Here is a 22,200-nt window from a genome sequence, read left to right as displayed (position 1 = left end):
AAATGGTTGGCCATATGAAATACCTTCATTCTGGATATCAGCGTTCAGCGCTGGCGCTGCTCATCTCAACAACGTTATACGCAAACACAGCCTCAGCCGCTCCGGCCTGCGAGATCGATGCCTTGTCATCTTCGTCTTCGCCGATCAGGACGATTGAACAGGCTGATCTCGAATGCAGAATGGCCTGGTTCTCTGCGCCTTCTGATACATTGAACACGCTGTTCAGCGAGAACAACATCCGTCAGATACAACAGCAGTTAATGCTGCATGTCAGCAATTATCAGGGAGAAGCCCAGCAAGCCAGTGTCATCGAAAACCTCGGTGAATTTATCCGTGCCGCGTATTACGTGCGTTATCCACATAAAGGACAGTACGGCGATTTTTCAGATGCATTAGATATCTCCCTGGCACATACCATTAATACTTTTCTCACCTCGTCCTACGCCAGCCAAGGTGGCAGAGAACAGGTCGCGGCGTTGAAAAGCATGACAACCATGGTAGACAACATCCGTCAGTTGCCTCTGACCATGGCCAACCAATTGCAGCTGCTGAATCATTTCACGGCTGAAAAAGCACAGGATCTACAATTTGTTGACGCACTCAACAACCTGTTCCGTGCCATGAGCGGCCATATCAGCGTGGACAGTTTCTACGATGATCTGGCACAGCACCCTGAGTACCTGGAACAGCTGCACCGGTTTATTCTGAATAGCGAATGGGCGTTGGGCACTGAGGCGGATTTCATTGTGACCAATGCCGCACGTGAAATGGGCCGACTGCTGGTAACACCTCACGAATCGACCCGAACTCAGGTGCTCGCCATTCTGGAGTCACTGCTTCAGCGTTATCCGCTGGGCGGCAAGAGTGACAAAATGTGGGTAGGTATTGCAGAAATGATCAATTACTTTGCCCCCGAGAAGGCAGAAGCACTCGGGCTGAAAGATGCCAAGAATCAGCTTGAAGCCAGAGTGATGCCGCTGCGCCATCACTGTGACGGACCGGCGATTATACGGGCTCAGGCAATGACGCAGGAACAGGCTGCAGAGGCCTGCAATATCCTTGCTGATAAAGAAGCCGATTTCCATCAGGTCGTAAACAGCGGCTATCAGCCGGTGACCGGTGATTATAACGACAGTGTTGAGGTGATCGTTTTCAACACCAATGCCGATTATGTCAGCTACTCTAACTTCCTGTTTGGCAATACCACCAATAATGGCGGGCAATACCTGGAAGGCAATCCGGTCAACCCTGACAATCAGGCCCGTTTTGTGGCCTACCGCAACGAATATGCTGAAGGTTACAGTATTCTCAATCTCGAACATGAATATGTGCATTATCTCGATGGCCGCTTCAATCTCTACGGTGATTTCAACGATGTGTTAAGCCCGGGACACACAGTGTGGTGGCTGGAAGGTTTTGCCGAGTACATGCATTACAAGCAAGGGTATGACGCTGCCGTTGAACTGGCTCGCAAGCAAACTTATTCCTTGTCTGACATACTGAGCACCACCTACGAGCACGATCTGGACCGCATCTATCGCTGGGGTTATCTGGCCGTACGTTTCCTGATGGAAAACCATCCGAATGAGGTCGGCACTTTGCTTTCTTACGCTCGTCAGGGTGATTACACGCAATGGACTGAAACCGCAAAAACGCTGGGCACCCGCTATGCGGGCGAGTTCAATAACTGGTTACTGACAGTGACAACGGACGGGGAGCAGCCGGGAGAACCACAGCCAAACCCGGATGAGGCGAGATCACTGGCATTAAACAGCGCTGTCACGCTTTCCGGCGCTGCTTACAGCGAGCAACTTTTCTATATTGATGTGCCCGCCAACACCCGTAACCTTGCCTTTGCGATCACAGGTGATGGCGATGCGGATCTATACGCGAGCTATGATCGCACCGCCCATTACTACGACTATGATTTCACAGCCTCTACGGCCGGCAGTAATGAAACCCTGACTATTACCCCCGACGCCAATGGCAAGATCAAGCCTGGCCGTTATTATCTGAGCATTACCGGGCGTGAAGCTTTCAATCAGATCACACTGAAAGCCACAGCGGACAACGTCGAATCTGGTGAGCCTGGTGAGCATACCGGTTCACAGCCCGCGGATGATCTGACACCTGTCGTATTGGAAGCCGATAAACCTCAGATCCTGAGCGTGTCAGCACAACGTTATCTGGCATTTTATGTTCCTGAAGCAGGGAAAAACCTGAGGATCTGGGTGACACCCACCAAGCAAGATCAGAAAGGTAATGTCAGCCTCTATGCCGCCAGCGCTCACTGGCCGACAGCCGAAAAGTATGAAACGGCTTCGACCGATCCCGGCAATCAGGCGTTCATAGAAATCACAGCAGAAAAAGCCGGCTATGTGCATTTGCTGCTGACTCATGAAGGAGACACCGCCAATGTTGAGGTGTACGCAGCTACTCTCTGACCTGACAAGCGGGATCTGATCGTCGAAATCAGAACGCGTTTTACAACATAAGCGTCACTCAAACAGCGTAGTACCGACACTGCGCTGTTTTTTTGTTCTTTACCCGTTGATAGCTCTCTCAGACGCAAACACCTTTCATGCATCATCCTTAACCGGTAATTTCTTTTTCCTGCACAGGCTTTTTCTATGTTTGTTTACGACCATGTTTGGTGACGACCATGCTTATTCACGGACATGATTGTTCACGAATAGCTGACACTACTCCATACTTAAACCAAAACGACGAGCAGGAGAGATCAATGAGCAATACGTTTAAAGAGGTTGAACAGCCTTGCGACTGTAAAGACAGCTGCGGGGCGATCGAACGCATTCTGACGGCAAAAGACAAAGACTTAGGCGGTTTTTCCGTTCGCCGGCTGCTGCCGACAGCACAACAGAAAATGGTTGGTCCGTGGATTTTTTTCGACCATATGGGTCCGGCGAATTTTCCGGCAGGCGAAGGTATTAACGTGCGCCCCCATCCGCATATCGGCATAGCGACCGTCACCTATTTATTTGAGGGCGAAATTCTGCATCGTGACTCGTTGGGAAGCCTGCAGCCAATCAAACCCGGCGACATCAATCTGATGGTCGCAGGCAAAGGGATTGTACATTCTGAACGTGAGCGTTATGAAGTCACTGCCGTTGATCATATTCTGCATGGCCTGCAGCTCTGGTTAGCGCTGCCTCTGGCCGATGAAGAATGTGAACCGGCTTTTTATCATTACCCGGATGACACTATTCCATCTCTTAATATTGACGGCGTACCTGTCAAAGTATTGATGGGAACCGCTTTTGGCGTGACATCGCCTGTTCAGACATTCGCAGAAACGCTGTACGTAGAAGCGGATCTCCAGCCGGGGCAGCGCTTCACCCTGCCGATGGCCGATGAACGCGCCATTTACATTGCAAAAGGCCATCTCACAGCGAAAGACAGCGATTTACCGGAACACTCTATGGCCATAGTGTCGCAACAGGAAGGGATAACCATTGAAGCAACGGAACCATCCCGCATCGCCATTATCGGCGGTGAGAATGTAGGCACGCGTTATATTGAATGGAACTTTGTGTCCAGCCGTAAAGCGCGCATTGAACAAGCCAAAACCGACTGGCGGAATCAAGACTTCCCACTGGTACCCGGAGACGAGACGGAATTCATTCCTTTACCGGACTGAAAGCAATGGTAACAAAGGTACTCAGTTAACAGGCGCTTGCAGCTGTAACGTAAGTGTCTGTTTTAATTGTTTATGTTAAACCCTGTACACTGACGCTGGTTGACAGAAGGGCTATCTGCCCTGCACCTGCTTCTTCTTCACCAGCAAGCTGTATTGCTTAGGAGTAATTTTAGCGATGTGGCTGAACTCTCGGGTCATATGTGCCTGATCGGCAAACCCTTGCTCAGCGGCCAGATCCGCCAACGGGATGTCAGGCGAGAGTTGTATCAGCTCCAGCGACTGTTTAACCCGAAGAATTCGCTGATAGTATTTCGGTGTCATGCCCATCCATTTCTGGAAATGCCTTTCTATCTGTCGGGCACTTACCGGCATGGAATGAGACCGGCCGTGAGGCTGTACGGCTTTCACTATCTCGGTAATCGCATAGCGGGCAGCATCGTCTGCATCCAGATTGCGTATCATCCAGCGATACATTGTTACTATACGTGCCTGATGATGGCAGCAATAACGAAGCTGCTCTTGCAATGATTCAAGAAAACGTAAATGTTCCGGTTCATCGGCAATGGAAACCGGATGATCAAAACGCTTACCCAGCACACTGTAGCCCATACCCGGATGGAACCGAATCCCGGCCAGAACTGTGCCGGGAGGCAGAGTCACATACAGGGCTTCTTTGCTGTTAGGCATGATCATCACACCTTCCGAGTGACGATGATTGCCGAAGCAGACCTCGCCAGCCAGATTAAACATGATGCCGCTTCCGGCATCACTGAACAGCAGTTTTTTCTCTTCACCAACCCGATCAGGTGACACAGAAAGCGACCATATTCCCTGAACATGGTCTTTCAACACACCTTGTGGTTTAAAGATCCTGAAATCCATTTAACAGTCACTACCCTATGCTGCTGTAAAACTCCCTACTTTGGGTTTAAAGGTTTTTACCACTCGATTCCAGCTGTTAATTGCATTGATGGCTAACGTAAGATCAACCATAGCCTGTTCGCCAAAGGTGTCCAGCACCTGCTGATACATTAGATCGTCCACAGGTTTGCACGCACTGAGATGTTCTGCAAATTCCAAAGCGACTTTTTCCTGCTCGGTGTAAAACGGCATGTCGCGCCAGGCGTTCAGCCCCCAGATTCGTTCCGGTTGCTCGCCCAGTTTCAGAGCATCCTTGCTGTGCATATCGATACAGAAAGCACATTGGTTTATCTGGGATACACGCAGTTTCACCAGTTCCCAAATGATCATCGACATAGTTTGAGATTCACTGAACTGCTGATGGAAATAGTTTTCCTGCTGTACCAGAATCTCTATCGCTTGCGGGGCAATACTGAAGTAGTTTACGCGTTTCGTCATGTGATATCTCCTCTGTGTGAAACATGAAGATACTCACCGGGAGGTATGATTTATTGAATATTTCCGACACAAGGCCACTTTCGAGTTATCTCATCACCACACGATGAAAACGAAGCGACCTGTTGATAACGAGCAACAAACAGCAGTCACGCTGATTAATACGGAAAATACGATGAATGCAGTGTGACTATGCTGTTGTGAACAAACATTTTGGTGACCAACACACATGAGTTCTCATTATTTATAGGGTGTAGGCTGCAAAAACAGATGAGAGCACAGGTAAAACCAGAGGGAAATGACTCAATCATCGTTCACTGCATGGCCTGGCGGCGGTAGCCATGGAATGAATGATTGGGGGAGTTATGAGGAAAAAACGCTGAAATGACCAATCACTTGATTTTCACTGTTCAGAATATTTCCCGAATGTGACCTTTCACAGTAGGAAAAATCTATATCTCTGCGGGCAATATTACCCTGAACGTGTACATGTCTGAGCAGGACATCATCATTTAACTGATGAATACGTGAGCTCCAGGATTTTTCTTCTTTATAAAGCGTAAAATTAACTATCACTTAATGTCTACCCTCTTATTAACGGGTGTATTACTAGTGCGACTTTGATGAAACCAAAATCGATGACGACCGATTGAACGAGACATAATATCTCCTTATTTTTTCTTTCAAATAAGCAAAGCTATTACGTATAAAACGCAATCTGAAACTTGCTTATGATAAATATGCTAATGGAATTTATTTGCAGTTAGATGACAAAGCAAATGCTGGTGTTTGATGATGTGTTACGAAGGCGTTTGGAAGCTTACAGCTGACGTGCTTTTAAGGCAGGAGAGGCATAATTTTCGTTGTAGATACATTGGCGTAAAAGGCAAAATACCTTTTACGCCAATGAAAAAATTACAGCGCTACTACGTTAGCAGCTTGAGGGCCTTTAGCGCCCTGCTCTACGTCAAAAGACACTTTCTGACCTTCAGCCAGAGTTTTGAAGCCTTCTGAAGCGATTGCACGGAAGTGAACGAATACGTCAGCACCACCGTTGTCTTGAGTAATAAAACCGAAACCTTTCTCTTCGTTAAACCACTTAACCAGACCAGTTGATTTGTTAGACATAATTTGTCCCTTTTATATAGATGAATTCAAAATATTTACCGCATTCATGCGATGCGCTGAGAGCCTAAATTATTGAATGTCACAATGAAGCTAAGGGAAACACTGAGGATAACGACAGTTACGAAGAAATTCTGAGGTTTTACTTTGACTTGAAGTTGCATTAATTAATCTGAGCGACAGAGCAAGATGAATCATACGCGACTCTCCCCCTTTGTAAAGGTTTATTTGAGATTGATCTAAAAATAATATCGCTGACCGCCTGATAAACCCACCTTGCGCACATTCTTTCTTCAATTACGCTAATCCGTCTCATTACCCGGGGCTTGTCTGCCTCGGCCTGCCATCGCCTGCCAGACGCTCAAACCGCACGCCGATAGCGTCATAACCAATGCGCTCACCTGCCAGGCTACCGGCACAGAAAATATTTGCGTCAGCCATGACAGCAAACCGCCTGTCATCACCCCACCGAGATTCAGACTCAGTGACAGTAAAGATATCGACGCACTCCGGTACGATGAGCCGACATGCCGATGTAACTCTGCCGTAACGACAGGACGAGACAGAAACACAGCGGAGATAAACACCCAGTTCGCCAATAAAAAACCCCAGGGATTACTAACAAGCGACATGCCAATCAGCGCCGTCGCTGCGCACACTGTATAAGCCAGCAAAATTGCTACAGCTGAAAAAGAAGTAGCAGAAGCGCCCAGCAACCTACCAAGGAGAGCAGCGAGCAAATAGTTAGAGGCCACTATAAATCCCACCCATTCAAGCATGCTGTTCCCGCCCTCCAGCATGGCGAACACTGGCTGCCAGTACACACTGTGGTTAGCCAGGGCATAGCCCATCAGCATTTGCCAGGCAAGAAGCATGATCAATACTGGATTTGCCATGAAATGCGTGAGTAAGTTACTGCTCATCGACAGCAGTGATTCATGATTGTGGTCTTGTCGTGACTGCACATTTTCGCCTTCATGAAAAGTCAGAAAGCTGATCCCCAGGGCTGCGCAGTGGATCGCCATGCTCAGTATTAACGCCACCTTATAAGGGTTGCCATTCAGATACGCCTGGCTGAACGTATATGGCACCTGAGCGGGTAATAGTCCGCCTATTGCAGCACCAATACCCAGGCCTGATAACAGCCACAGGTTCGCACGTGACAGCGCCGCTTTGATATTTGCATGGCGCCCTTCTTTATAGCGCTGATTAACATACCATGCCTCTAAACACCCTGAGCCCAAAGCGCGCCCGATGCCGCCGATTGCCGATGCTAAAATCACAGTCGTAATACTCGGAGCCAACACCAGCAGCACAAAATTCAGCATATCAAAACCTTTCGCCAGCCGATAAACGGCCAGGTGTCCAAATCGATCAGCCAGGAAACCACTCGGCACTTCCAGCACAACCATGACGATAAAAAAGACGGCAAAGAACCAACCCAATTGCTGAAGTGTCATACCCTCTGCAAGACAGTACAAACCAGAAACCGCCATGAACACGCCTGCAGCACTGATGTCCAGCGCCAGATGAAAAGCATATCGGGTATCAAGATTCACTTTGCTTACCTATAGTTATGTCAGGAAAGCCAGTGTAATTTGCCTTCACTTTCAGTGATAATTCATAAAAACGGATTTATTTATAGATAAACAACTATGAACATGGATAAATCATTTGCCTTGTTGCACTACTTTCAGGCGGTAGCGGAATACAACAGCTTTTCCCGTGCGGCGATTAAGCTGAACATTTCGCAGTCCACCATCAGCGCACAAATCAAGAAGCTGGAGTCGCAGCTCGGCTGTGAGCTGTTTATTCGTGAGAACAAACATCACTTCAAGTTAAGCCGCGAAGGCATGAAGCTGCTGGCAGAGTGCCAGACCAGCCTGAACGGGTTGCGTCACTGCATGATGTCACTCAGCCAGACAGAGACTATGGCAGGTTCCATTAACCTGGCCTGTTCCGTCGCACTCGGCAATCAGGTTGTGCTGCCCGTGATCGAACAACTCATGGAAACTTACCCGCAGCTGGTTATCAACCTGATTGAAACCAGTCTTGAAAAAGCGTTCTTTGACGACGATTTGGATATCGCCCTGAATTTCTCTCAGCCCGAACCGGCCTTTTATTACCAGCGGGTGGCTGATGTCGATAAAGTGATTGTGGCCAGCCACGCATACCTGAAACGTTATGGTACGCCTGCCTCACTCTCAGATCTCGGTGAGCACCGCTTGCTGATTCAGGCTAAGGGGAAATTAGACTGGCCGAACATCTATGCTCAGCAAAGTAAATTTTCGCTGCCTGAGCGCAGCCAGTATTTTGATAACAACCTGACCAAACAGCATGCCGCCGAAAGAGGTATGGGCATTGCCGTGTTACCCACCTACCTGTATTCGCCCAATAGCCAGTTAGTGCCTGTGTTACCGCAATACGCACCGCGGCTGAGTGAGTCCCTTTACATCATGTGCAGCAAGAAAAAGGTCAGGCAACCGGGCATGGTCGAACTGATCGTCGAAATCGCGGAAATGACCCGCCAGCGGCTTTACGATGCCACCCTTGCCGCTGACCTGTTACCGGGCCATGAAGCCGAGTCTTCAGTAACAGAACAACCAGCCCAGAAAACGGCAGAACGGATTCTGGACGAGTAACGCCTCAGGTGACCTGCTCACGGTACAGCTTAGGGCTGACGCCCGATTTACGCTTAAAAACGCGTGAGAAGTACAAAGGGTCGGTATAGCCGACAATGCGACCGATATGATTGATGGAATAGTTAGTGGTGACCAGCAATTGCTTGGCACGACTGATTCGCTGATCATCCCGCCATTGAGTGATGGTCATCTCCATTTCATCACGAAACAAATGCCCGAGACGTGAAGGTGACAGGCAGATATGGGCGGATATATCTTCAATGCTGAAATCTTGATTCAAATGCTGCGTCATATAATTCATCGCTTCGATCACACGCGGGTCAAGGGGCTTGCTCACCACATCCGGTTGCAGGCTCTTACAGCGAATCAGTAACTGCTCCAGCAGGTTTACAGCCAGGTCGTTGCGATACAGCACATCAGACTTAGAGGTGTATTCAATATCGATAAATAAATGTTCGATATGACGAATCGTCTCTTCATCTAACCCCCTGGTGATGTATACGCCATTCTTTTCTTCCTGCCAGTTCAGCCAATCGTGCCAGAATGCACGAGGCCGAAAATACACCCAACGGTGGAACCAGGAGGAGCAATCTTCTTTGCGTTGGTAGTAATGTGCCGCAGAAGGCGGGAATAGCAGGAGATCCCCGGGCTGGACATCAAACGCATCCTTGCCGTGGAAAATGGTCCCTTCCCCTTTGCTGGTGAAATTGATGATAAAACCTTTCATCCCGCTGGGGCGTTCAATCATGAAGTCGAGCTCATCCCCTTCGATAATCGGCGTCAGCCCGGCAACCAGGTGGGCGTCAAAATTGTATCCGGGTTTGAGTGGATCGTTTTGCATCATCAGTATTCTGTACCAGCTGTACGCAGCTCTCTAGTGTATGCAGGCGGCGCATTAAGTACGAATGTTCTCATCACAGTTTTGACCTAACACCAGCCACAGAGAGGCCGAAAATGCTTCGCAGAAACCATGACTGGCCTGCTCGATTAAATATTCGCTTGGCTGACCATTTCGTTTAAACAGCCAGCTGACAGCAGGTTCGACATCCGATTGCGACCCCTGCAACGCGGATGGTCTGATCTGATGCCCTAATTCAAGCCGGGAGGGAATTGGATTACGGGCCAGATAATCAATTTCCAGCCTGCCGCCACAAAACCGATAGGTCATGCTGACAGACAGGGTGTCGCCTAAAGTCAGATTGCACCACTGCTCCAGCTGATGCGCTTTACGGCGAAATTGCCAGCGAATCTCATGCAGAGGCAAAGCCCGGCCATTGATGTTTAGCGTTAGCACGGCCAGGCACTGCGGCTGATCCCGAAAGTAAAGAATAAAGGTCCCAGGCTCAGCGGCAGAGACTTCCACCCGCCAGTCCTGATAGCCAGTCGTCGCATTTTGCAGCCATGCTGCTTTGGCGTTGTCTTCTTTCACAAGTGATCCGTTAACGCCCTCTTCATCACGAAGAGGGCGCAAAATAAAGTTTAGATACCCGATGCTAACCGGTAATAGACGCTGTTATTCTTCAGCTCGGATTTGAACGGACGAATCCGGGTATCCTGATCAATCAGCACCATTTCAATACCGGCCATTTCGGCGTAATCAGCCAGCATATCGACGGTGACCGACTGGCTGTATACAGTGTGGTGAGCCCCGCCGGCGTGAATCCAGGCGGCGGCAGCAGTGGCCAGATCAGGCTGCGGCTCCCAAAGGGCATGGGCGACGGGCAGGTGCGGCATTACCTGCGGCGGGGTCACGGCTTCGACGGTATTGACCAGCATGCGAAAACGGTTACCCAGATCAATCACAGACACATTCACCGCCTGGCCGGCTTTGCCCCTGAACATCATCCGGGCAATATCACAACGACAGCCAATGGTATGGCGGTGAATTTCAATCGCTGGCTTTGCATCGGCAATAGACGGACACACTTCCAGCATGTGCGCGCCCAGGACCTGATCCTTCACACCAAAGTTATAGGTGTAGTCTTCCATGAAAGACGTCCCGCCACTGCGCCCCTGACCCATCACTTTCATGATTCTGGTCATCGCAGCGGTTTTCCAGTCGCCCTCGCCGCCGTAGCCGTAGCCTTTTTCCATCAAACGCTGAGTCGCCAAGCCCGGCAGATTGCTCAGGCCGATCAGGTTTTCAAAGGTATTGGTAAATGCCGTTGCGCCGACTGATTCGAGAAAACGCTCCATTCCCCGCTCCAGACGCGCTTCCTGACGCAGGATCGACAAGGTATCCGGATTCGACAGCAAAGCCGGATCAAGGGTATAGCGTGAGGCATACTCATCCAGTAAGGCTGAAACCTCCCCCTCGCTGACGGCATTCACACTGTCGCTCAGCTCACCCAGCCCATAGCCATGCACCTCGTAGCCAAACTGGATCTGGGCGGAGACCTTGTTGCCTTCGGTGACCGCCACCTGCCGCATGTTATCGCCAAAACGAGCCACTTTGAGCTGCTGCCCGGCATGGATCCCCACCGCCGCCCGGCACCAGTCATCAATCTGCTGGTGAACCGACGGGTTTTCCCAGTGGCCGACCACCACTTTGCGGTCGATATTCAGACGTGTGCCAATGAAACCGAACTCGCGGCACCCGTGAGCACTCTGGTTCAGGTTCATAAAATGCATGTCAATCTCATCCCACGGCAATGCGGCATTGAACTGAGTGTGCAAGTGCAGGAAAGGTTTACTCAGCTGGCTCAGACCGGCAATCCACATCTTGGCGGGTGAGAAAGTGTGCATCCAGAGCATCAGTCCGACACAGTCCGGGTCGTTGTTAGCCAGGCGGCAGACCGCCAGAATGTCATCCGGTGTTTTGACGGTTCCTTTGTTCACCACAGGTACAGAAATAGCCGGCGACTGGTTGAGGCTGTGCACTATCTGCTGACTGTTCTGTGCCACGCTGTCTAAGACTGCTGACCCGTAAAGATGCTGTGACCCGGTCACAAACCAGACGTGTTTATCGCTGAAAGCTTTCATCGTTATTCCTTAGTTCTTATCCGTTTCACCCTGTCCGTAATAGGCGTTTTTGCCATGCTTACGCAGGTAGTGTTTATCCAGTAATGCCGGGTTAACGGCACAAACAGCCGGGTTAATTTGCAGCGTCTGTGTGGCCATCGCGGCAACGGTTTCCAGCACAACAGCGTTATGTACCGCCTGATCGGCATCGCTGCCCCAGCTGAAAGGAGCGTGTTCTTTGACGATAATGCCCGGGATCGCCATGGCATCCTGGCTGCCGATGGTTTCCACTATCACCAGGCCGGTATTGCGCTCGTAATCTGTGGCTATCTCTTCATCGGTCAATGCCCTGGTGCAGGGGATGTTGCCGTAGAAATAATCAGCGTGCGTCGTCCCTAATGCCGGAATCGCTTTCCCGGCCTGCGCCCAGGCTGTGGCTTGCGGTGAGTGGGTATGCACTATCCCCCCGATATCCGGAAAGGCCTGATACAGGGCCAGATGGGTTGCCGTATCTGAGGAGGGCTTCAGGTCGCCTTCCAGCACATTGCCCTCAAGATCCAGTACCACCATGTTTTCAGCGCTCAGCGCGTCATAGGCGACACCACTGGGCTTGATCACCACTATGCCCTGCTGACGATCAATGCCGGAAACATTGCCCCAGGTAAAAGTCACCAGCTTATGGCGCTGCAAGTCCATGTTCGCCTGCCAGACCTGATGGCGCAGCGCCTGTCGCCGTGCTTCCGCACCACTGCCCTGCGCAGCAAGCTGTAACGAAACATCAGTGGTCATGATTGCGCTCCTGTGACAGTTGGAACTCGGACAGGGCTTCCAGTTGCTGCCCGAGTTGCTGATAGCTTTGATAACGTTGTTGATTGATTTTTTCTGTCCCTGTCAGCGGCGAGTAAACCCGGCTGATCGGGCTGGCCATCTGTGACTGTGCAACACCCGCCGACGGGTACACACCGGCGGCCACTGCCGCAAAGATAGCGGCGCCAAGCGCGCAGCACTGCTCTGACTCAACGACAGCAATCTCCCGTCCCAGCACGTCGGCACAGGTTTGCATCACCAGCGGGGATTTTTGCGAAATACCGCCAATGGCAATCACGCGTTTAACGTCAATGCCCTGCCCGGTAAAACAATCCACTATGGCTTTGGCGCCGTGGGCGGTAGATTCCACCAGCGACAGAAACAATTCCGGCGCATCCGAGCCCAGATTGATACCGGTGAGCGCACCTTTAAGGCGTTGATTGGCATTGGGAGTGCGGCGCCCGTTATGCCAGTCCATTGCCACAGGCAGACTGAGATCGCGCTCTGTGCCCAGTGCGGCCTGGCTCAACGCTGGGATCAGTTGTTTTTCGATGTCATCAAGCGGCAGGTGGCTTTGCGGATGCTGCCGGGCATACGCCACTAACGGCCACATCAGCAACCGCTTATACCAGGCATAAATATCACCAAAAGCAGACTGACCGGCTTCCAGTGCCACCAGCTCCGGCATGGCACTGCCTTTCACCTGACCACAGATCCCGTGTACGGTTTTTTCACCCAGCGTCTGGTGATTAACCATCAGGATGTCGCAGGTCGATGTGCCAATCACCTTGACCAGATCATGCTCACCCGCGCCGGCACCGACCGCCCCCATGTGGCAGTCAAAACCGCCGACGGCAATGGCAATCCCCTCAGGCAACCCCAGCTTACCGGCCCAGGCCGCAGACAGCTGGCCTGCCCGTTCGTCCGATGTGAATACCTCAGTGAACAGCCGCTCTCTCATGCCGTCTAATGTCGGGGAAATTGCAGACAGAAAAGCCTGATCAGGCAGACCGCCCCAGCTGTCATGCCACATGGCTTTATGGCCGGCAGCACAGATACTGCGGCGTAAGCGGTCAGGATGTTCATTACCCGATAACAAAGCCGGCACCCAGTCGCAAAGCTCCACCCAGCTATGGATATGTTCAACAAGCTCCGGTGCCTGTTCCGCCACCCAGGCAGCTTTTGCCCAGAACCATTCCGAGGAGTAAACACCACCGACATAACGGGTGTAATCGGGAAAATCATGCGAATGCGCCAGTGCATTGATCCGCTCCGCCTTGCTGACCGAGGTGTGGTCTTTCCACAAAATGAACATGGCATTGGGGTTGTGCGCAAACTCTGGCCGCAGCGCAAGCACATTGCCTTGCGCATCAATGGGCGCCGGGGTTGACCCCGTGCTGTCCACACCAATCCCCACCACAGATTGAGCGACCGCTGGCGACACCTGGCTGAGTGTCTCGGCAATGGCCTGAGTCATAGACTCGGTATAATCGAGCGGGTGATGGCGAAACTGCGACTGACCTGGCTCACAGTATTCTCCGGCCATCCAACGGGAATAATAAGCCACCCCGGAGGCAATCTCTTTGCCGTTCCGGGTATCCACCAGCAGCGCCCTTACCGAGTCCGATCCAAAATCGAGACCGATAACACACCGCTGTTCTGCACTGATCTTGTCCATGACTGCTCCACTCGTCGTCCTGATCTTTTTCTTTTATAACCAGGGCGCACGTTTTCAGCCATGAATCTAACCGCTATAAATATGGATAAATTCGTCAGTCACTTCAATTTGTGTGCAAAGAACAAAAATGGCCACCCGATTCATCCAACAGGTATGTAAAACGTTTACAAAGTCATAATCACTGAAAATTTATGCGCAATATGTTTTATATCAATGAAAAAATGCGAATCACCTCATAGCCATTCACGCTATATGCATGGACAAAATCGCTGCCTTTTTCTGCTGTGATTTTCATCACGCCAATTCTCCGTTTCTTGCTCAAATAATGATTCCCGATGAAACAAAAAATCCTACACGTAGACGGAATTACAATATGAAAAAAATCACACATACACTTGCTGCGGTCGCACTGACAGGTGCGACATTACTCAGTGCTTCCGCGAATGCATTCTGGGGAAGTGACGATGACACCCTCAAGCTGGGTTACCTGGTGAAACAACCGGAAGAGCCCTGGTTTCAGACCGAGTGGAATTTTGCCGAGAAAGCCGGCAAAGATTATGGCTTTGAAGTGATCAAAATGGCGGTTCCTGACGGAGAAAAAACCCTCAATGCCATTGATACGCTGGCGGCCAGCGGCGCGAAAGGCTTTGTTATCTGCACCCCGGACCCCAAACTCGGGCCGGCCATCATGGCAAAAGCCAACAGTTACGACATGAAAGTCATTACCGTCGATGACCAGTTCCTCAATGCCAAGGGTCAGCCGATGACGAATGTACCTCTGGTAATGATGGCCGCCAGCGAAATTGGCTATCGTCAGGGCAGCGAGTTGTACCAGGAAATGACAAAACGTGGCTGGGATGCCAAAACAACAGGTGTCATGGCCATTACTGCCGATGAGCTGGATACTGCACGCCGCCGGGTGGACGGCGCAGTAAAAGCGCTGACGGAATCCGGTTTCCCGGCAGATCAAATCTACCGCGTGCCAACCAAATCCAATGACATTCCGGGCGCCCTTGATGCGGCTAACTCTCTGCTGGTGCAGTACCCGGATGTGAAACACTGGCTGGTCGTGGGGATGAATGACAATACGGTGCTGGGCGGTATCCGTGCCACTGAAGGACAAGGTTTTACCGCTTCAGAAGTCATTGGCATCGGCATCAATGGTGTCGATGCCGTCAACGAGCTGGCGAAGTCTCAGGCCACCGGCTTTTATGGCTCACTCCTGCCAAGCCCGGATGTTCATGGCTATAAGAGTATTGAATCCCTGTACAAATGGGTGAAAGAAGACGTTCAGCCACAGAAATTTGTGGAAGTCACCGACGTGGTCCTGATCACGCGCGACAACTACAAAGCCGAACTGCAGAAGAAAGGTCTGTAAGCCCGAACCGGGCGGCAGTGCCACATTGCCGCCCAATGATTCTACAGGAGTACGCATTATGGCTACGTCCCCTTCCAGCCTGGAATTTCGCCAGATTTCGAAGCATTTTCCCGGTGTCAAAGCCCTGTCTGGCATCAGTTTTCGGGTCAGCAGCGGCAGTGTGCATGCGCTTATGGGCGAGAACGGTGCCGGTAAATCAACCTTACTGAAAACCCTGAGCGGCCTTTACCAGCCTACCAGTGGCGAGCTGGTGATCAATGACCAGCCCGTCCGCCTATCTTCCACTGTCGATGCACTGGAGCAAGGTATCGCCATTATCTATCAGGAGTTGAACCTGGTTCCGGAGCTCAGTGTCGCGGAAAACATTTATCTCGGTCAGCTGCCCACCAGAAACGGCAAGGTAGACACCGAGACCTTAAATCGCAATGCCAGCGCACAGCTGGCACGACTGGGCGAAGATTTTGACCCGTCGCTGCCTTTGAAGACCTTTTCCATCGGTCAGTGGCAGATGGTGGAAATTGCCAAAGCCCTGAGCCGCAACGCCACCATCATTGCCTTTGATGAGCCGACCAGCAGCCTGTCACAACGTGAGATCGATAACCTGTTCAAAGTGATCCGCGAGCTGCGCGATGACGGCAAAATCATTGTGTACGTCTCTCACCGAATGGAGGAAATCTTCTCGCTGTGTGATGCCATTACGATATTTAAAGACGGTACCCATGTGCAGACCTGTGATGACATGACCCATCTGACCCACGACAAGCTCGTCGAGCTGATGGTGGGACGTGAGATCAACGACATCTACAACTATCGCTCACGTCCCCTGGGTGAGAGTGGCCTGAAGCTGGATAAGCTGACGGGAACCGGTTTGAGTGCCCCCGTTTCGATGGACATTCGTCAGGGGGAAATTCTGGGTCTGTTTGGCCTGGTTGGCGCGGGGCGCACTGAACTGACACGGCTGATCTTTGGTGCCGAAAAACCGGATTCCGGCGACATTTACCTGCACAACCAGAAAATGCAGATTCGCAGCCCTAAAGACGCCATCAAAGCGGGCATTACCCTGTGTCCTGAAGATCGCAAAGCGCACGGCATAGTGCCTATTCTCTCGGTCGAAGAAAATACCAACATCAGCGCCCGTCCATGGCATCTCAAACTGGGCGGTGTGATTAACCGTGTGTGGGAGCGCAAAAATGCCGAGACGCAAAGTCAGGCGCTCAATGTCAAAGCCGCTAACCTGGAACAAGCCATTGGTCAGTTATCCGGGGGCAATCAACAGAAAGTGATCCTTGGCCGCTGGCTGTCGACCGACATGAGCGTGATTTTACTGGATGAACCCACACGCGGCATTGACGTTGGCGCGAAATCGGAAATTTATGAGCTGATTTTCAAGCTGGCTGAAAACGGGGTCACTGTCCTGGTTGTCTCCAGTGATTTACCCGAAGTGCTGGGGATCTCTGACCGCCTTCTGGTCATGAAGGAAGGCAGGATAACAGGCGAACTGACCCGTGATGTCTTTGATGAACAAACCGCGCTTCGCCTGGCCATGCTTGGCGACGCCCCGATTGCCGCTTGATGAAAAGGAACCTTCTCATGGCTACGAGTAGTACGACGAAATTAATCGAATCTGAGCACAGCTCCGGCACCCTGAACATGTCCGCTGTCTGGGATAAATACGGGATGCTGATGGTGTTCGCCGGCTTGTTTTTACTCTGTGCGTTTTTTGTCCCTTATTTTGCCACCCTGGTGAATATGAAAGGATTGGGACTGGCCATTTCAATGAGCGGCATGGTGGCCTGCGCCATGTTGTTCTGTCTGGCGTGTGGCGACCTTGATCTGTCCGTTGCCTCCGTGATCGCCTGTTCAGGGGTGGTCACCGCCGTGGCGATCAATGCCACCGGCAGTGTGGTGCTGGGTGTGGGCGCAGGTTTGCTGTCCGGTGTGCTGTTTGGCTTACTGAACGGTTTTGTCATTGCCAAACTGCAGGTCAATGCCCTGATCACCACACTGGCCACGATGCAGATTGCGCGTGGTTTGGGCTATATCATCTCGGACGGTAAAGCCGTGGGTATCACGGAGGAAAGCTTCTTCGCCTTAGGTAATTCCTCGCTGCTTGGGATCCCGACGCCTGTCTGGCTGACCCTGATGACCTTCGCGGTGTTTGCTTTTCTGCTGAACCGCACTGTTTATGGCCGCAATACGCTGGCCATCGGCGGCAATGAAGAAGCGGCCCGCCTGGCAGGGGTCAATGTCGTCAAAACCAAGATTATCATTTTCACTGTCTCCGGCTTCATCTCCGCACTGGCCGGGGTGATACTCGCGGCGCGCATGACCAGTGGCCAGCCCATGACCTCAGTCGGCTTCGAACTGGTGGTGATTTCAGCGTGTGTTTTAGGCGGTGTGTCCCTGAAAGGCGGGATAGGCAAAGTGTCTTATGTGATTGCCGGTGTGCTGATTCTTGGCACGGTCGAAAACGCCATGAACCTGCTGAATATGTCCCCCTTTGCGCAATACGTGGTGCGCGGGTCCATTCTGCTGGCAGCGGTCATCTTCGACCGTTATAAGCAAACCTCCCGCAAAGCCTGATATCGGCCATCCTGTCGCGCCCCCTCTTTGCAACGGGAGGGGCGCGCAAACAGAAATCATCGCCCTGCTCCTTCGTATCACGGTTTCGCCGCCTACACTTGTGGTAACTCCTTTTGCACAGAAGGTGAGCCATGACAACGGGATTATTTGTCTTCAGTTACGATTTGCGCCTGCACGATAACCCAGCGTTGAAGCAAACGGCTGAGCAGGTGGATAATCTGTTGTGTCTCTACTGTCTGCCGCAGCAAGGGATGGATCCGTATCCGGCACACAGGACGCAGTGGGGCAAGCCGCGGCAAGCGTTTTTGCTGGCTTCGCTGGCGGATCTGAATCACCAGCTTGCCGAGCAGCATCAGCACCAATGCCTTCTCGTGCGCGACACGCCGCTGGAAGCAACAATTGACGAACTGCTGGATCAATACCCGATTTCCGTCATCGGCCGCAGTGAACAGGCTGGCTATTACGAAAACCAGAGCTGGGCGTATATTGAGGCCCAATACCCGGACGTCACTTTTCTGACCATTCCAACTCATACCCTGTTCACGCGGGCACTGCTGCCTTTTACACTCAATGAACTGCCCGTCAGTTTCACCCAGTTTAGGCTGATGACAGAAAAACTGGATTGCCGTTCAGAGTCTGTGGGTGATCTAGAGCTGCCGCCGCCGCCCGCTTTGCCGCAAACCGCTCCGCTCCACCCGATCAATCTGGCGCGCACCCAACTGAACAGAATGCCGGAGCAACCTTCCCTCTCCCGCGGCTTCACCGGCGGCGAAACGGCAGCTTTTGAGCATATTCAGCGCTATTTCTCCGGCGATTTACCTGCCCGTTACAAAGAGACACGTAATGCGCTGGATGGCTGGGACAATTCGACCAAGTTTTCACCCTGGCTGGCGCTGGGGTGTCTGTCCCCGGTCACTGTGCTGCGCTATCTGGACGATTATCAGAACAAGGTCATCAGAAATGACTCAACCGAGTGGATTCGTTTCGAGCTGTTATGGCGTGAATACTTTCAGTGGTATGCCCATGCCTACCGCCAAAAGTTGTTCTATTATCATGGCATTAAAAAACAGGGGCCAATCAACCGCCATGATGAGGCGCGTTTTCAGCAATGGTGCAACGGCAAGACAGGTTATCCGATTGTTGATGCCTGCATGCGACAGCTCAATCAGACCGGCTATATGTCTAACCGTGGCCGCCAGCTGGTTGCCAGTTGTTTTGTCCACGAACTGGCCCTCGACTGGCGCTACGGTGCCGCTTACTTTGAGCAGCAGTTGATCGACTATGATGTCGCGTCTAACTGGGGCAATTGGCAGTATCTGGCCGGAGTGGGTGCCGACCCGCGGGGCTGGCGCTATTTTGATCTGGAGAAACAGACGAAAATGTACGATCCTGATGGCGACTTCATTCATCGCTGGTTAAATCATGGCAGCCACTCACTATAAAACCTTAAGGCTGATCCTGGGCGATCAGCTCAATGCGCAACATTCCTGGTTTCAGTCAAAGGACGACAGTACGTTATATCTGATTGCCGAATTGCATCAGGAAGAGACTTATACCAAGCATCATGTGCAGAAAATCTGCGCCTTTTTTGCCGCCATGAAAGCCTTTGCAGGCGCCCTCAATCAAGCCGGCTTTCATGTCTGCCACCTGACGCTGGACGACACCGAGGCATACAAAAGCCTGCCGGAACTGCTTCACAAACTGGTGTCAGATCATCAGATAGAAGTGTTCGAATACCAGCGACCTGATGAATACCGCCTGCTGCAACAGCTGCGAACCTTAGCCCTGCCTGCCAGCGTATCGTGCAAAGAAGTCGATACCGAACACTTCCTGTTGCCATTTAACGAGATTCCCCGCCACTTTGCCCAGGGCAAACATGTCCTGATGGAACATTTTTACCGAATGATGAGACGTCGCTTTGCTATCCTGATGCAGGGCGAAAAACCTGAGGGAGGCAAATGGAACTACGACAAAGAGAACCGGCATAAGCTGACCAGCGTGGATCTTGCGGCCATTCCGGCACCGCTGCGTTTCAACAACCCGGTCAGTGATATCCTGTCCCGGCTGAAAAAACACCGTATTCCGCATTTTGGTCAAGCCTCTGATTCACTGCTATGGCCGGTGACACGCAGACAGGCCATTGAATTGCTGAACTATTTTTGCCAGCACCAACTTCAGTGTTTCGGCTATTTTCAAGATGCCATGACAGATCAGAGCCAGCACCAGTGGAGTCTTTATCATTCGCGGTTATCTTTTTCCCTTAACACGAAAATGCTGCACCCGATGCAGGTCATTCAGACAGTATTGACCCACTATCAACAGGCCGATGGCAGGATATCTCTGGCTCAAGTGGAAGGTTTCATACGCCAGATACTGGGCTGGCGCGAATACGTGCGGGGAATTTACTGGGCCAATATGCCTGACTACGCCAGCAGCAACACCCTTGGCGCTAACCGGCAGTTACCGGATTTTTTCTGGACGGGGAAAACAGGCATGGCCTGCCTGAAGGCAGCCGTCTCGCAGTCATTGGATTACGCCTATGCGCACCATATTCAAAGACTGATGGTCACAGGCAACTTTTGTCTGCTCACGGAAACTGATCCCGATCAGGTCGATGCCTGGTATCTGGGTATCTATGTCGATGCCATTGAGTGGGTTGAAATGCCCAACACCCGGGGGATGTCTCAGTTTGCTGATAATGGCATTATTGCCACTAAACCCTATGCGGCAAGTGGCAACTACATCAATAAGATGAGTGACTACTGTCAGTCCTGCCAATACTCTGTTAAAAAGAAAACCGGTGCGGATGCCTGTCCCATTAACAGCTTGTACTGGCGTTTCATGGACAAGCACCAACAGCGTCTGGCCGTAAACCCAAGAATCGGTATGATTTATCGCAGCTGGGATAACTTAGCGGACAAGGAACGGCAGGCAATACTCAGCCGAGCCGAATTCTGTCTCAATAACCTGGATCAGCTCTGACTGCCTCTTCGGTCCAGTTCATCACACTGTTGTTTGAGCCAGCGCCCCAGGGTGATAATGGCGGTTTGCTTGGCGCGGGATTTTTTATACACAAAGTAAAAACTGTCACCGGTCGGCAACTCATGCATAGGGATCCGCACGAAATGCTGTTGCCTGTCGATATCATTCATCAGGTAGTCATTGAGAAAAGTGATGCCCTGATCATAGCGGGCGGCTTCTGCCGCCAGCAACATATGGCTGAACAACTGAAATCTTGCCTGTTCAGGCAGCTCAAAACCGCCCAGCTTACACCAGCGGTGCCAGTCTTCGCCGTGTTTGGCATCTTTAAAAATAGATCGCGTAGTGAGCAGCGGATGTTCCCACAGGGCGTCCGGCAGCGGTTTATCCCGCATTTGCTGCCAGAGTTTATGGCTGCATACCGGATACAGCTGCTCATGATACAGCAGCTCTGAAATGAAATTATTGCGCTTGGGTGGCGAGACAGTAATAAAACAATCGGCCAGTTCGTCACTGAAATTCGGGTCGTTACTCACCATATTTAACGTGAGCTCTATTTCAGGGTGCAGCTGACGCAGGTTTTCCAGCCGTGGGATCAGCCATTTCACCGCCAATGAGCTGTAAAGTGCCAGGCGAATCTTGCCGCCTTCGCCTTCCCGGATCTGCTGGCTGGCTTCGGAGATATCAGCCAGAGCATGGCTGATCTGCTCGTAATACTTTTCACCGACGGGCGTCAGAGACAACTGACGACCCTGGCGCTGGAACAGTTCTTCGCCCAAATAATCTTCTAAAAGACGAACCTGATGGCTGACCGCACTTTGCGTCACACTCAAAAATTCCGCCGCACGGGAAAAACTGTTCAGACGGGCGACAGCCTCAAAGTAATGAACAGCGCGAAGTGGTGGCAGCTTCACTATCTAAAAAACTCATACCAAAAAAATTTATATCATTATACTTCATCACTACCGCTGGTTTATGCTTTGGATCACAGTTTGTTGTCTCGTTGACATTTCATTAACCCCAAAAAAAGAAG

Annotated in this window: 18 protein-coding genes; 8 read left to right on the top strand and 10 right to left on the bottom strand. The window is 51.4% G+C overall.

Annotation, left to right across the window (positions count from 1 at the left end; genetic code table 11):
• Positions 1 to 14: 14 nt before the first annotated feature.
• Both H511_RS0102620 and H511_RS0102615 read left to right on the top strand, forming a co-directional pair.
• Positions 15 to 2,444 (top strand): M9 family metallopeptidase, encoded by a 2,430-nt coding sequence (locus H511_RS0102620; protein ID WP_027250912.1) that lies wholly within the window; start codon positions 15 to 17, stop codon positions 2,442 to 2,444.
• Positions 2,445 to 2,743: 299 nt separating this feature from the next.
• Positions 2,744 to 3,658: a pirin family protein gene (locus tag H511_RS0102615; protein ID WP_027250911.1), complete on the top strand. Its 915-nt coding sequence runs from the start codon at positions 2,744 to 2,746 to the stop codon at positions 3,656 to 3,658.
• 111 nt (positions 3,659 to 3,769) lie between these two features.
• Here the strand turns inward: H511_RS0102615 and H511_RS0102610 are convergent, their stop codons facing one another.
• From H511_RS0102610 to H511_RS0102590, 4 genes are all read right to left on the bottom strand, one after another.
• Positions 3,770 to 4,540 (bottom strand): helix-turn-helix domain-containing protein, encoded by a 771-nt coding sequence (locus H511_RS0102610; protein ID WP_027250910.1) that lies wholly within the window; start codon positions 4,538 to 4,540, stop codon positions 3,770 to 3,772.
• Between the two features lie 15 nt (positions 4,541 to 4,555).
• Positions 4,556 to 5,017 carry a carboxymuconolactone decarboxylase family protein gene (locus H511_RS0102605; protein WP_027250909.1) on the bottom strand — a complete coding sequence of 154 codons (462 nt, stop codon included), beginning with the start codon at positions 5,015 to 5,017 and terminating at the stop codon, positions 4,556 to 4,558.
• A gap of 912 nt (positions 5,018 to 5,929) precedes the next feature.
• Complete coding sequence (gene cspE, locus H511_RS0102595) at positions 5,930 to 6,142, bottom strand: transcription antiterminator/RNA stability regulator CspE (RefSeq protein WP_027250907.1); 213 nt, start codon at positions 6,140 to 6,142, stop codon at positions 5,930 to 5,932.
• Positions 6,143 to 6,441: 299 nt separating this feature from the next.
• A complete protein-coding gene (locus H511_RS0102590) occupies positions 6,442 to 7,698 on the bottom strand; it encodes an MFS transporter (protein ID WP_027250906.1) in 1,257 nt (418 codons plus the stop codon).
• A gap of 102 nt (positions 7,699 to 7,800) precedes the next feature.
• Here H511_RS0102590 and H511_RS0102585 point away from each other — a divergent pair, with 102 nt between their 5' ends.
• A complete protein-coding gene (locus H511_RS0102585) occupies positions 7,801 to 8,781 on the top strand; it encodes a LysR family transcriptional regulator (RefSeq protein ID WP_162144598.1) in 981 nt (326 codons plus the stop codon).
• Between the two features lie 4 nt (positions 8,782 to 8,785).
• Here the strand turns inward: H511_RS0102585 and araC are convergent, their stop codons facing one another.
• From araC to H511_RS0102560, 5 genes are read right to left on the bottom strand one after another with little or no spacing between them, the layout of a single operon-like run.
• On the bottom strand, positions 8,786 to 9,625 hold the full coding sequence (araC, locus tag H511_RS0102580; RefSeq protein WP_027250904.1) for an arabinose operon transcriptional regulator AraC: 840 nt from the start codon (positions 9,623 to 9,625) through the stop codon (positions 8,786 to 8,788).
• A 51-nt stretch (positions 9,626 to 9,676) separates the two neighbouring features.
• Positions 9,677 to 10,210, bottom strand: a complete 534-nt coding sequence (locus H511_RS0102575) for a hypothetical protein (protein ID WP_051287736.1) — start codon at positions 10,208 to 10,210, stop codon at positions 9,677 to 9,679.
• 50 nt (positions 10,211 to 10,260) lie between these two features.
• A complete protein-coding gene (gene araA, locus H511_RS0102570) occupies positions 10,261 to 11,763 on the bottom strand; it encodes an L-arabinose isomerase (RefSeq protein ID WP_027250902.1) in 1,503 nt (500 codons plus the stop codon).
• 9 nt (positions 11,764 to 11,772) lie between these two features.
• On the bottom strand, positions 11,773 to 12,531 hold the full coding sequence (locus H511_RS0102565) for an L-ribulose-5-phosphate 4-epimerase (RefSeq protein ID WP_027250901.1): 759 nt from the start codon (positions 12,529 to 12,531) through the stop codon (positions 11,773 to 11,775).
• On the bottom strand, positions 12,521 to 14,227 hold the full coding sequence (locus H511_RS0102560) for a ribulokinase (protein ID WP_027250900.1): 1,707 nt from the start codon (positions 14,225 to 14,227) through the stop codon (positions 12,521 to 12,523). Before H511_RS0102560 ends, H511_RS0102565 begins: the two co-directional genes overlap by 11 nt.
• A gap of 373 nt (positions 14,228 to 14,600) precedes the next feature.
• On the opposite strand from H511_RS0102560, the gene H511_RS0102555 reads away from it, so the two are divergent.
• The 5 genes from H511_RS0102555 (at position 14,601) to H511_RS0102535 (ending at position 21,170) form a co-directional block, all read left to right on the top strand.
• Positions 14,601 to 15,605, top strand: coding sequence for an arabinose ABC transporter substrate-binding protein (locus H511_RS0102555; protein WP_027250899.1), 1,005 nt, complete (start codon positions 14,601 to 14,603; stop codon positions 15,603 to 15,605).
• A 58-nt stretch (positions 15,606 to 15,663) separates the two neighbouring features.
• Positions 15,664 to 17,178: an L-arabinose ABC transporter ATP-binding protein AraG gene (gene araG, locus H511_RS0102550; RefSeq protein ID WP_027250898.1), complete on the top strand. Its 1,515-nt coding sequence runs from the start codon at positions 15,664 to 15,666 to the stop codon at positions 17,176 to 17,178.
• A 17-nt stretch (positions 17,179 to 17,195) separates the two neighbouring features.
• Positions 17,196 to 18,188, top strand: a complete 993-nt coding sequence (gene araH / locus H511_RS0102545) for an L-arabinose ABC transporter permease AraH (protein WP_027250897.1) — start codon at positions 17,196 to 17,198, stop codon at positions 18,186 to 18,188.
• Between the two features lie 131 nt (positions 18,189 to 18,319).
• A complete protein-coding gene (locus H511_RS22315) occupies positions 18,320 to 19,630 on the top strand; it encodes a DASH family cryptochrome (protein WP_036758549.1) in 1,311 nt (436 codons plus the stop codon).
• Positions 19,611 to 21,170 carry a cryptochrome/photolyase family protein gene (locus H511_RS0102535; RefSeq protein WP_027250896.1) on the top strand — a complete coding sequence of 520 codons (1,560 nt, stop codon included), beginning with the start codon at positions 19,611 to 19,613 and terminating at the stop codon, positions 21,168 to 21,170. The genes H511_RS22315 and H511_RS0102535 overlap by 20 nt, the downstream gene beginning before the upstream one ends.
• Here the strand turns inward: H511_RS0102535 and H511_RS0102530 are convergent.
• On the bottom strand, positions 21,161 to 22,081 hold the full coding sequence (locus H511_RS0102530) for a LysR substrate-binding domain-containing protein (RefSeq protein WP_027250895.1): 921 nt from the start codon (positions 22,079 to 22,081) through the stop codon (positions 21,161 to 21,163). The two genes, H511_RS0102535 and H511_RS0102530, sit on opposite strands and share 10 nt — an antisense overlap.
• Between the last annotated feature and the right edge of the window lie 119 nt (positions 22,082 to 22,200).

The sequence above is a fragment of the Photobacterium halotolerans DSM 18316 genome (assembly GCF_000425165.1).
Taxonomy (GTDB): Bacteria; Pseudomonadota; Gammaproteobacteria; order Enterobacterales; family Vibrionaceae; genus Photobacterium; species Photobacterium halotolerans.
This window is presented reverse-complemented; position numbering and strand designations above follow the sequence as displayed.